Below are 11,140 nucleotides of genomic sequence, written 5' to 3'. Positions count from 1 at the left end.
GGCGCGGTGGCTTCTGACGGCGCCGATCATGTCGGTGCAGGCGCGGTGGCTTCTGATGGGGCTGACCATGTTGGTGCGGGCGCGGTCGCTTCCGACGGGGCTGACCATGTCGGTGCGGGCGCAGTCGCTTCTGATGGTGCCGATCATGTCGGTGCAGGCGCATTGGCGGCTGATGGCGCTGATCGTACCGGTGTCAACCGAGTTGCCTATTCGCGGGTCGGCGTCGGCTCTGATCGGGTCGCCTCCGCATTGATGACAGGCAGTTATTCCGACCAGTTCAACAGCCCTCAGTAATCATCCCTTGGCCCAACGGGCGGTTCCCACGAGCCGCCTGTTGAGCACCGCACTAGCACATTTGTGCTAATCGACCGCCTCCTCACCTGGCGTTATATTCCCCGCATCCCCGATGCTCCTCGACGTTGCCTGTTCGCAGCGTGCGGATCGTTGTGCCTGGAAATCAGAACAACACCAAGGAAGAAACACTATGAAATCCCTGATCGCAACACTCACGCTTAGCGCCCTGTTCCTCACTGGCTGTGCCACGCCGAAACAATGGGAAGCCACTGGCGGCAGCAAAAACGATGGCGTCGTCCAGGTCTCTTATGAACTGGGCCAATTCGAAAGCGGCCAGACCAGCGCCGAACAAGGCCTGACCGTCGCCGCGCAACGCTGCAAGACCTGGGGATACAAAAACGCCGAGGTCACCGGCTCCGAGAAAAACATCTGCCGCACCATGGGGCAATACAACTGCCTGCAGACCACCATCACCCAGGATTACCTGTGCAAGCGCTAGACGCTTGACCCTGTAGGAGCTGTCGAGTGCAACGAGGCTGCGATCTTTTGATCTTGCTCTTCTCATCAACATCAAAAGATCGCAGCGTGCCGCAGCGCCTACAGACCCATGGACACCTACAAGGCATTTTCGGTGAGTTCGGGCTGGCGATCGCGCAGGGCTCGCAAGGTCGCGCGCAGTTCGGCCGGGCGTACCGGTTTGGACAGAATGGCGATGTCACGGTCGTGCAGGGCTGCCTGGATTTTTTCGACGTCATGTCCGGTGATGATCATCGCTGGCACGGCCCAACCGCGTTGCCTGCGCACATCGTCGATGCATTCGATGCCAGTGGCGTGGGTGCCGAGGTCATAATCGGCGACGATGATGTCGCAGTCAGTCATCAAATCCCGCCCGCTCAGTTCAGCTTGAACTACACAGCCCCAACGCTCCAACAGCGCCGAAGTCGCGAGCAATACGTTGCGATCATCCTCCACCAGACACACCTTCAGCCCGGTCAGCAAACCGACCTGACGCGCCTCATCCCGATTGACCGCTGACTGCGGCGGTGAGGTGATCGGCAACCCGTACAAGGTCACCGCCGTTCCCCGCCCGAGCCGCGAGCGCAGGGCAACACTTACGCCGATCAACTCTCCCAGACGCTTGACGATCGCCAGCCCCAGCCCCACGCCTTCGACGTCTTTGTCACGCACTTGCCGCACCCGATAAAACTCCTCGAACACCTTGGCCAGATGCTCTTCGGCAATTCCGTGGCCTTGGTCATAAATCACAATGGCCAGCCCTGCCCCGCGCCGACGCACGCCGATCAAAACCGGCCGATGCGCACCGTATTTGAAGCAGTTGGAAAGCACGTTTTGCACCATGGTCGCCAGCAGTGCCGGATCGGTCTGAACCCAGTACGGGCAAGGTCGCAAGCGCAGCTCAACGCCGGCCCAATGTGCGGCTTCAGCGTTCTGGCGAATCAGCTCCGCCAGCCATTCGCCCAGATTCACACTTTGCAGTTTCGGCAGGACGCGACCGTTATCGAGGGTGTACAGATCGAGAATCGAGCGAAACAGCTGTGAAACATTGAGCAATGAACGGTCGATATTGTCGACCAGACGCCGCTCCTCATCGCCTAATCGTGACTCACGCAGGCACGCGGTGAACAGGCCGATAGAGTGAATAGGCTGGCGCAAATCATGACTGGCCTGGGCAAGAAACCGCGACTTTTCCAGATTCGCCACCACCGCCTCTTCGGAGGCCTTGCGCGTACGCTCCAACAGCAAGTGCGCATAAAACGGGATCACCGTGCTGGTGATGATCAGCATCAACACCATGAACGGTTGCGCCTGCCACACCGGGGTCAGACGATAAACACACACCAGCGCCAGCAACGCCAATGCCGTGGCAATCGCCAGATAACGCGAGCCATAGCGCATACCATTGCCGAGGTTGACCCAGATGATCACCGCATACAGCGGCAACGCCGCCTCGCCACCGACCACAAGGCCAAAGCAGGTGCCGGTGTAATCGTGGACCATGGCGAAAATCCGCCGCGCCGGGTAATGCCCCGGCCAGCGCGCAATCGCCTGACGCAAGCCTATCGAGGCCAGCAAAAACACAAAGATGTAGGTGACCACCGGCAGATACGTATCGAAGCGCTGGCCCGGCAAAAAACCGAGGATGAGCATGTAAACCACGGCAATACTGGCGATGATAATGCGCAGATTGGCCTGGTCGAGTTCGGTGTTTTTCTCGAACTTCATGGTTAAACATCCTTGTGCGGCAATCGTCAAAATCAAAAGGAACCTACAGGCAACCCTTGCGCTCGGTGCTAATGTGCAGGCCTTAAGCAACGCCTGACCCAGGGAGGGTCACGCCATGACCTGCCGAATTATCATAGCCGACGATCACCCGCTGTTTCGCGAAGCAATGCTGCACACGGTTCAGCGTTTGCTGCCCGAAGCCGTTATCGACGAAGCCGGTGACCTCGACGCCGTACTGGCCCTGCTGCCCTTGGGTGACGAACCCGAGACGCTGATTCTCGATCTCAGGTTCCCCGGGCTGACCTGCGTCAGCCAGTTGGCCGAACTGCGTCGACGCTTGCCGCGTACCACGTTGATAGTGGTGTCGATGGTGGATGATGAGTCGCTGATCAGCGAAGTCATGGCCGCCGGGATCGACGGTTTTATCGGCAAGAACATTGCCCCCGATGAAATCGGTCAGGCGATTCTGGCGATTCGTGAAGGTGAGGTGCTGGTGAAGTTTGCGCCTTCGGGCTTGTTGCCGCTTGAAAGCGGCGCCGCCCTCACGCCTCGTCAGCAGGACGTGCTGCGCTTGATTGCCCAAGGCAAGACCAACAAGGAAATCGCCCGCGAACTGGATATTTCACCGTTCACGGTACGGATTCATGTGTCTTCTTTATTACGCACGCTGAACGTGCCCTCGCGGGCGGCAGCCGTGAAATACGCAGGAACTCTGTAGGAGCTGCCGCAGGCTGCGATCTTTTGACTTTGTTTTTAAAGACAAGATCAAAAGATCGCAGCCTTCGGCAGCTCCTACACGTAGACGGTGTGTTATGGGTCGACTTGGGCCATCAGTTCCGGCACCGATTCCGGGCGCTTTGCGTAGCGCTGGGCCAGGACGGCACAGACCATCAACTGAATCTGATGGAACAGCATCAAGGGCAGGATCAGCACGCCAATCGTGCTGCCGGCAAACAGCACCTGCGCCATCGGCACGCCGGTGGCCAGGCTCTTTTTCGAGCCGCAGAACAGGATGGTGATGCGGTCTTCCTGATTGAAGCCAAACACCTTGCCCAACAGGGTCGAGGCCAGCAACACCAGCGCCAGCAGGATGCAGCAGACCACCACCAGCCCCAGCAACTCGATCAGCGGAATCTGATGCCAGATGCCTTCGTTGACGGCCTCGCTGAACGCACCGTAAACCACCAACAGAATCGAACCCTGATCGACGAACTTCAGCCAGTTCTTGTTGCGCCCGACCCACGCGCCGATCCAGCGACGTGCGATCTGCCCGGCAATGAATGGCAGCAGCAATTGCACGCTGATTTTCAGGATCGCATCCAGCGTCGAGCCGCCATCACCGTGGACGTTGAGCAGCAGCGTCACCAGCAACGGCGTGAGGAAAATCCCGAACAGGCTCGATGCCGCCGCGCTGCAAATCGCCGCCGGAATATTGCCCCGCGCCAGCGAGGTGAAGGCAATCGCCGACTGCACCGTGGCCGGCAAGGCGCAGAGGTACAACATGCCCATGTACAGCTTGTCGCCGATCAGCGGTGAGAGCAGCGGTTTCAGCGCCAGGCCCAACAGCGGGAACAGCACGAAGGTCAGGCCGAACACCAACAGATGCAAACGCCAGTGACCGGCGCCGGCGATGATCGACTCGCGGGAAAGCTTGGCGCCATGCAGGAAAAACAGCAGCGCGATGGCGATGTTGGTCAGCCAGCCAAAACCGACCGCGACCTGGCCGCTGGCCGGCAGAAAACTGGCGAGCAGCACAACGCCGATCAGCGTCAGGGTGAAGTTATCGGGCAAAAATCTTGGGCGAGTCATGGTGTTTTTATCCGGGGGTTGCCAGTGCGTGCCGATGACTCTAACGTGACTGAAAATTACCGACTAACGCCGAAGAGCCTTGAGATGCCGCCTAAAGGACATGACAAAAGCATCCGCCGCAGCATTCCCGGGCTGCCCAGCCTGCCGCGCCCTCTGTATGGACGCACGGAATCGCTGCCCAATCGCGCCCTGACCCGGCGCCATAGCCATCCGTGGGTGCAGTTGTCTTATGCGATTCAGGGCGTGCTGGAAATACAAACCAGCGCAGGACGCTTCGTCGCCCCGCCAGAGCGCGCCGTGTGGATTCCGGCGGGTGTGCCGCATCGGGTGTTCAGCTCGCCGCACACCGAAATGCGCAGTCTGTACATCGATTGCAGCGTCGCCGGTTGGGCGATCGACCGCTGTCATGTACTTGGCGTAAGCGATTTGCTCAGAGAGTTGATTCGCGCGTTCAGTCAGGTCCCGGTGGAATACGACCAGAGTGGCCCGCATGGACGTCTGGCCCAGGTCATCCTTGATCAACTGGCCGACGCCCCGCAGATCGATCTGATGCTGCCGCTGCCGCAGGACCCACGATTGCGGCAGATCTATCAGAGCCTGGAACAACATCCGGAACAACAGACCACGCTGAGCCACTGGAGCGAGAAATTCGGCGTCACTGAAAAAACCCTGACCCGCCTGTTCCTGCGCGACACCGGCTTGACCTTCCGCGCCTGGCGTCAACGCCTGCGCTTGCTCGGGGCGCTGACGCCGCTGGAGAAAGGCGAACGCGTGACCGATGTGGCGCTGGCCTGCGGATACGACTCGACGTCGGCGTTTATCGCGGCGTTCCGACAACAGTTTGGCGAAACGCCGGGGGAGTTTTTTCGCTGATCAACGCTCCGCGAGTTCTTCCAGCAGATCGGCTGAAGGTACGAAGTACAAGCCGCCGGTGACGGCGGTGCTGAAGTCGAGCAACTTGTCATAGTTGCCCACCGGATTGCCGACAAACATGTTCTCCAGCATCTGCTCCATCGGTTCAGGCTTGCGCGCGTAACCGATGAAGAATGTGCCGAACTCGCCAGCGCCCGGCCGGCCGAACGGCATGTTGTCGCGCAGGATTTTCACCTCCTCGCCCTCGGCGGTGGTGATCGTCGTCAGTGCACTGTGTGAATTGGAAGGTTTAACCGAGTCGTCCAGTTCGATGTCGGAGAGTTTCTTGCGACCGATCACCCGTTCCTGCGCTTCGACACTCAGCGAATTCCAGGCAGTCATGTTGTGCAGGTACTTCTGCACCAGCACGTAGCTGCCACCGCTGAACTCCGGATCTTCGTCACCGACGATGGTGAAATTGACCGCTTTGCGCCCGACCGGGTTTTCCGTGCCGTCGACAAAACCGATGATGCTGCGCATGTCGAAATAGCGGAAGCCCTGCACCTCGTCGACCACGCTGACGGCGTCGCCCAGCACGGCCATGATTTGCGTGGCCAGTTCAAAGCACAGGTCCATCTGATCGGCACGGATGTGCAACAGCAGGTCGCCCGGAGTTGACGGTGCGTGGCGCCCTTCTCCACCGAATTCGCGAAAGCTGTGCAGGGACGCCGGGCGCGGGTGGCCGAACAGGCGATCCCAGGCGTTCGAGGAAAAGCCGCAGATACAGGTCAGATTGCCTGACGGCACGCGCTTGCCGACCGACCGCACCAGCCCGGCAACATCACCGCACCAGCCTTTCACGGTTGCGGCGGCGTAGGCCCCCTCATTGAGTGTCGCGACGATAAAAATCGCGCTGCGGGTGATCGGGCTGCACACGGCTTGCGGTTCGAGAATGTCGGTTTGCATGGCTGAAAATGCCGCTCCGTAAGGGTGACACCAACGGTGCGACCCGGAAATCGAGGAAGAATCGGATGCCCCTGTTGGCCCGACACTTCGTTTTTATCGAACTCTACCGCAGAAATAAACGATTTTTCTTGCCCGCCAACGCGCCGCTAGCATGGCTTCGTCTGAGCCTAATCGAATCACAGACAGGGAGCGTGACATGCCAGCCACTCACATCAACATCGGCGAACCCTGGATGTGGGGCGCCTTCATCGTCTTTGTGCTAGCGATGCTGGCATTGGACCTGTTTGTTTTCGGTGGACGCAAGGCGCATCGGGTGTCAGTGCGCGAAGCCTTGTCCTGGGTCATTGCCTGGTGCTTGTTGGCGCTGAGTTTCGCCGCCCTGCTCTGGTGGTACCTGAACGGCACGTTCGGCGCGGATATCGCCCGGCAGAAGACTCTGGAATTTCTCACCGGTTACCTGATCGAGCAATCGCTGTCGATCGACAACATGTTCATCTTTGTGATGATTTTCACCTACTTCGCCGTGCCGCCCGAGTTGCAGCGACGGGTGCTGCTGTACGGCGTGCTCGGGGCGATTGTGATGCGCGCGGCGATGATCTTCGCCGGCGTGTGGCTGGTGTCGCAGTTCGCATGGCTGCTGTACGCGTTCGGTGTGTTCCTGATCATCACCGGGGTCAAGATGCTGGTGTTCGCCGAGCATCAACCGGACCTCGACAACAATCCCTTGCTGCGCTGGGTACGCGGGCATTTGCGCATTACCAGCGGCTTTCATGGCGAGCGGTTTTTCATTGTGCAAAACGGCGTGCGTTGGGCGACGCCGATGTTTCTGGTGTTGGTGTTGATCGAAGCGAGCGACTTGATGTTTGCGGTCGACAGCATCCCGGCAATCTTCGCTGTGACCACCGACCCGTTCATCATTTTCACCTCGAACATCTTCGCGATCATGGGCCTGCGGGCGCTGTACTTCCTGCTGGCGGACATGGCTGAGCGCTTTCATTTGCTCAAGTATGGGCTGGCGATTGTGTTGGTATTTATCGGCAGCAAGATGGTGTTGATGCCGTGGCTGCACATGCCGGTGGAGTGGTCGCTGGCGGTAGTGGGTGGGGTGATTCTCGGCTCGGTCCTGTTGAGCCTGCTCATCTCCCGCAAAGAGAACCGCGCAAACCTCCTGTAGGAGCTGCCGCAGGCTGCGATCTTTTGATCTTGTCTTTTAAAGATCGCAGCCTGCGGCAGCTCCTACACGGGTTGTTTTCACGATCCGGCGATGTAATAGAAACAGAGGGTTATTTGTCGGATTTGATGTTGGTCCAGACGCGGGTGCGTACGCGTTCCAGTTTTTGCGGCAATGGCTGGACGACGTAGAGGTTTTTCAGCGCCTCCGGCGTTGGTGTCAGGTTCGGGTTGTCAGTGATTTCTTTGTTGATCAGCGGGATCGAATCCTTGTTCGCATTCGGGTAGCCGAGGAAGTCACTGATGGGCGCGATCACTTTCGGATCGAGCAAGTTGTTGAGGAATTCGTGCGCCTCTTCGACGTTCTTCGCGCTCTTCGGAATCGCGAAGGTATCGAACCAGATTGGCGCGCCTTCCTTCGGCAAGCGCCAGTCGACCACGACACCGTTTTTCGCCTCTTTGGCACGGTTGCCGAACTGGTAGAAACTGCCCGAATACCCGATGGCCACGCAGATGTCGCCGTTGGCGATGTCGGTCATGTACTTGGCCGAGTTGAAGTAGGTCACGTAGGGGCGGACCTTGAGCATCAGTTCTTTGGCTTTTTCATAGTCGGCGGGGTTCTGGCTGTTTGGATCGAGTCCCAGATAATGCAGGGCCAGCGGCAGAATTTCCGTCGGTGAATCGAGCATTGCTACGCCGCAGGATTTGAGCTTTTCCATGTTCTCCGGTTTGAACACCAGATCCCAACTGTCGACCGGCGCGTTATCGCCCAGCGCAGCCTTGACCTTCGCCGGGTTGAAGCCGATCAGCACGGTGCCGACCATGTAAGGCACGCCGTACTGGTTGCCCGGGTCGTTCTTGCCCAGCAGTTTCAACAGCTCCGGATCCTGGTGGCTCCAGTTCGGCAGTTTCGACTTGTCGAGTTTCTGGAACACGCCCGCCTTGATCTGCGTTTCGAGGAACTGGTTCGACGGCACGACGAGGTCGTAGCCGGAGTTGCCGGTGAGCAGTTTGGCTTCCAGCGATTCATTGGTGTCGAAGGTGTCCCAGATCACTTTGATGCCACTTTTTGCAGCGAAATCCTTGGGCACCGACGGCAGAATGTAATCCGCCCAGTTGTATACCCGCAGTTCGCGTTGCTCGGCCTGGACGGCGCTGGCCAGCAGCGTCAGCCCACACACGGTGGCACCCAGAATGCGTTTCATCGTGACCATGGTTGTATCCCCAGAATGCGGCGTGAGTTCGATGGTTTTTATGTTCTGTACACGGCAGCGGCTGTAAGGGTAGCCGGGGTAAAAAGGTCCAGCGTCTAGTTGTGGTTTTGATTCTTGCCGACAGCGTAGACGGATCACAGTGGGGGATGGGCCAAAAGGGGATCGATGTGGCCAATATGAATGACCACCCGGATGCGCGAGCATCCTGCAAATCACTTGTGGCGAGGGGATTTATCCCCGATGGGCTGCGAAGCGGCCCCCCTTCAATCCAAGGGAGAACCGCATTCGCTGATTTCACGACTGCTTCGCAGCCGATCGGGGATAAATCCCCTCGCCACAGTTTTGGCTGCGGGGGGACTTAGTCTGTGTAGCCCAGTTTTGCCACCCTGCTCTGCTGCGCTTGGCCACGTGTCGCCAGGCAGTAATACAGCGGAACGGTAACCACCAGACCAACCAGCCAAGACAAGTCCGCACCATCCACCAGATTGGCATACGGCCCTACGTACAGCGAAGTGTTGGCAAACGGCAACTGCACAATGATGCCAATGAAGTAGGCAACGATCGCGTGCAGATTGAAGCGACCGTAGATGCCGCCGTCAGCCTGGAAGATCGAGGTGATGTCGTAGCAGCCACGCTTGATCAGGTAGAAGTCGATCAGGTTGATCGAAGCCCACGGCACCAGCACCAGCAACAGCGCCAGAATCAGGCCGATGAACTCGGAAATGAAATCCGCCGAAGCCCCCAGCGCCACCACGCAGCAACCGGCCAACACCACGCTCGACAGAACAACGCGCACCTTGATGCTTGGCGTCCATTGGCTGGCGAAGGTCTGGATCGAGGTGATGATCGAGAGCACCGCGCCGTACAGATTCAGCGCGTTGTGGCTGATGATATTGAGCAAGAACAGCACCATCAGAATCGGACCCAGCCACCCGGTGGACTGCTTGACCGCGACCATCGCTTCAGTGCCTTCCGGCGTCGCCAGCACGGCCACGGCGCCAAACGTGAAAGACAAAATCGTGCCCAGCGTCGCGCCCAGATACGTCGCCCAGAACGGCTTGGCGATACCAATATCGGCCGGCAGGTAACGCGAATAGTCAGAGACGTACGGCGAGAAACTGATCTGCCAGATGATCCCCAGCGACACCGTCGCCAGCCAGCCCGACAGGTTGAAACTGCCGCGCGTAAAGAAGTCCGCCGGCAAGTCATGGGCAAAGATGTAGATGAAACCGGCGAGCAACGCGCTGCCCATCACCCAGGTACCGATGCGGTTCAGCGTGTGAATGAAGTTGTAGCCGATCACGCCAATCGCCGTGGCCGCCAACGCACCGATCAGAATGCTCAGCGGCGCCGGCACCGACGGCGCGATGCCGACGATGGATTTACCGGCCAGCACGATGTTGGAAATGAAGAAGCCGATGTAGATGATCGCCGCAAAAAACACGATCAGCAGCGCACCATAGCGGCCGAACTGACCGCGGCTCTGGACCATCTGCGGAATGCCCATGCGCGGGCCCTGGGCCGACGCCAGCGCGATCACCACGCCGCCGATCATGTGCCCCAGCGCAATCGCCAGCAGCCCCCAGAACAAATCGAGATGGAACACTTGAACCACCATGGCGCCGGTGACAATGGGCAGTGGCGCAATGTTGGTGCTGAACCAAAGGGTGAACAGGTCGCGGGCCTTCCCGTGGCGTTCCGCGAGTGGGACGTAGTCGACCGTATGATTCTCGATCAACGGATCTTGCCGGGACATCTGGGACATATGCATGAACTCGAGTTTGTCTGTTCTTATCGTTGTATGAAGCCAAACCGGGGGGACTCTCTGGTCGCCCCTCAGATGCAAACCATATTATGGTATTCCAAACTTTGCACAAGACTGATCCGCTAATTTGAACGCTATCTGATCCGCCATCCTCGCTGATTCCGCACGCCTCTGACCAGGTTAAAGCCCCGTAAACATTGACTTTACGACGAAAGCAGCACGTTTATCGGTTCACCTGAAAATCCCTTGCAAAGAATGTATTACGGTATACCATCAGACCTACAAACACATAAAAACCGCGTCACACCACCCGAGGACCACCCAATGATCGATGCTGCCATCTACAAACAAGTCATGGGCTCGTTCCCGTCCGGCGTCACTGTCATCACCACGCTGGATGACGATGGCCAGATCGTCGGCCTGACCGCCAGCGCGTTCAGTTCGCTGTCGATGGACCCGGCGCTGGTGCTGTTCTGCCCCAACTACAGCTCTGATTCCTATCCGGTTTTGATCAAGAACAAACGTTTTGCCATTCACCTTTTATCCGGTAGCCAGCAAAGCGAAGCCTACGCCTTCGCCCGTAAAGGCAAGGACAAGGCGCAGGGCATCGAGTGGACGTTGAGCAAGTTGGGCAACCCGATTCTGGCCAATGCAACGGCAGTCATCGAGTGCGAGCTGTGGCGCGAATATGAAGGGGGTGACCACGCGATCATGGTCGGCGCGGTGAAGAACCTGATCGTGCCCGAGCAGGATGCCGGGCCGCTGGTGTACTGCCACGGCAAGATGGGCGCCCTGCCCGCTGTAGCCTGATCCCCTTTTCAACACA

General features: G+C 58.7%; 11 protein-coding genes. 6 read left to right on the top strand and 5 right to left on the bottom strand.

What is annotated here, in order from left to right; genetic code table 11:
• Both PMI37_RS16425 and yecR read left to right on the top strand, forming a co-directional pair.
• On the top strand, nucleotides 1-253 hold a 253-nt coding region (locus PMI37_RS16425), incomplete at its 5' end, for a hypothetical protein (RefSeq protein ID WP_443216821.1).
• A 231-nt stretch (nucleotides 254-484) separates the two neighbouring features.
• Complete coding sequence (gene yecR / locus PMI37_RS16420; RefSeq protein WP_008082757.1) at nucleotides 485-793, top strand: YecR family lipoprotein; 309 nt, start codon at nucleotides 485-487, stop codon at nucleotides 791-793.
• Between the two features lie 116 nt (nucleotides 794-909).
• On the opposite strand, the gene PMI37_RS16415 is transcribed toward yecR, so the two are convergent.
• Complete coding sequence (locus PMI37_RS16415) at nucleotides 910-2,538, bottom strand: ATP-binding response regulator (RefSeq protein WP_008082756.1); 1,629 nt, start codon at nucleotides 2,536-2,538, stop codon at nucleotides 910-912.
• A gap of 115 nt (nucleotides 2,539-2,653) precedes the next feature.
• On the opposite strand from PMI37_RS16415, the gene PMI37_RS16410 reads away from it, so the two are divergent.
• Nucleotides 2,654-3,256 (top strand): LuxR C-terminal-related transcriptional regulator, encoded by a 603-nt coding sequence (locus PMI37_RS16410; RefSeq protein ID WP_008082755.1) that lies wholly within the window; start codon nucleotides 2,654-2,656, stop codon nucleotides 3,254-3,256.
• A gap of 92 nt (nucleotides 3,257-3,348) precedes the next feature.
• Here PMI37_RS16410 and PMI37_RS16405 read toward each other — a convergent pair whose 3' ends face one another.
• Entirely contained in the window at nucleotides 3,349-4,347 is a 999-nt protein-coding gene (locus tag PMI37_RS16405) for a bile acid:sodium symporter family protein (protein WP_008082754.1), read from the bottom strand.
• 84 nt (nucleotides 4,348-4,431) lie between these two features.
• Between PMI37_RS16405 and PMI37_RS16400 the strand changes: the two genes are divergently transcribed.
• A complete protein-coding gene (locus PMI37_RS16400) occupies nucleotides 4,432-5,220 on the top strand; it encodes an AraC family transcriptional regulator (RefSeq protein WP_008082753.1) in 789 nt (262 codons plus the stop codon).
• Here the strand turns inward: PMI37_RS16400 and PMI37_RS16395 are convergent, their stop codons facing one another.
• Complete coding sequence (locus PMI37_RS16395; RefSeq protein WP_008082752.1) at nucleotides 5,221-6,165, bottom strand: Dyp-type peroxidase; 945 nt, start codon at nucleotides 6,163-6,165, stop codon at nucleotides 5,221-5,223.
• A gap of 196 nt (nucleotides 6,166-6,361) precedes the next feature.
• Here PMI37_RS16395 and PMI37_RS16390 point away from each other — a divergent pair, with 196 nt between their 5' ends.
• Nucleotides 6,362-7,339: a TerC family protein gene (locus PMI37_RS16390; protein WP_008082751.1), complete on the top strand. Its 978-nt coding sequence runs from the start codon at nucleotides 6,362-6,364 to the stop codon at nucleotides 7,337-7,339.
• A 109-nt stretch (nucleotides 7,340-7,448) separates the two neighbouring features.
• On the opposite strand, the gene PMI37_RS16385 is transcribed toward PMI37_RS16390, so the two are convergent.
• Together PMI37_RS16385 and PMI37_RS16380 are read right to left on the bottom strand one after the other, a co-directional pair.
• Nucleotides 7,449-8,549, bottom strand: coding sequence for a polyamine ABC transporter substrate-binding protein (locus PMI37_RS16385; RefSeq protein ID WP_008082750.1), 1,101 nt, complete (start codon nucleotides 8,547-8,549; stop codon nucleotides 7,449-7,451).
• Between the two features lie 358 nt (nucleotides 8,550-8,907).
• Entirely contained in the window at nucleotides 8,908-10,314 is a 1,407-nt protein-coding gene (locus PMI37_RS16380; protein WP_008082749.1) for a purine-cytosine permease family protein, read from the bottom strand.
• 324 nt (nucleotides 10,315-10,638) lie between these two features.
• Here PMI37_RS16380 and PMI37_RS16375 point away from each other — a divergent pair, with 324 nt between their 5' ends.
• On the top strand, nucleotides 10,639-11,124 hold the full coding sequence (locus tag PMI37_RS16375) for a flavin reductase family protein (RefSeq protein ID WP_008082748.1): 486 nt from the start codon (nucleotides 10,639-10,641) through the stop codon (nucleotides 11,122-11,124).
• Nucleotides 11,125-11,140: the final 16 nt, after the last annotated feature.

The organism is Pseudomonas sp. GM80 (genome assembly GCF_000282515.1).
Lineage (GTDB): Bacteria > Pseudomonadota > Gammaproteobacteria > Pseudomonadales > Pseudomonadaceae > Aquipseudomonas.
This window is presented reverse-complemented; position numbering and strand designations above follow the sequence as displayed.

Bases quoted from the DNA above. Each gene is read 5' to 3' on its own strand.
- yecR (WP_008082757.1), top strand. From the start codon at position 485: ATGAAATCCCTGATCGCAACACTCACGCTTAGCGCCCTGTTCCTCACT.
- PMI37_RS16415 (WP_008082756.1), bottom strand. From the start codon at position 2,538: ATGAAGTTCGAGAAAAACACCGAACTCGACCAGGCCAATCTGCGCATT.
- PMI37_RS16410 (WP_008082755.1), top strand. From the start codon at position 2,654: ATGACCTGCCGAATTATCATAGCCGACGATCACCCGCTGTTTCGCGAA.
- PMI37_RS16405 (WP_008082754.1), bottom strand. From the start codon at position 4,347: ATGACTCGCCCAAGATTTTTGCCCGATAACTTCACCCTGACGCTGATC.
- PMI37_RS16400 (WP_008082753.1), top strand. From the start codon at position 4,432: ATGCCGCCTAAAGGACATGACAAAAGCATCCGCCGCAGCATTCCCGGG.
- PMI37_RS16395 (WP_008082752.1), bottom strand. From the start codon at position 6,165: ATGCAAACCGACATTCTCGAACCGCAAGCCGTGTGCAGCCCGATCACC.
- PMI37_RS16390 (WP_008082751.1), top strand. From the start codon at position 6,362: ATGCCAGCCACTCACATCAACATCGGCGAACCCTGGATGTGGGGCGCC.
- PMI37_RS16385 (WP_008082750.1), bottom strand. From the start codon at position 8,549: ATGGTCACGATGAAACGCATTCTGGGTGCCACCGTGTGTGGGCTGACG.
- PMI37_RS16380 (WP_008082749.1), bottom strand. From the start codon at position 10,314: ATGTCCCAGATGTCCCGGCAAGATCCGTTGATCGAGAATCATACGGTC.
- PMI37_RS16375 (WP_008082748.1), top strand. From the start codon at position 10,639: ATGATCGATGCTGCCATCTACAAACAAGTCATGGGCTCGTTCCCGTCC.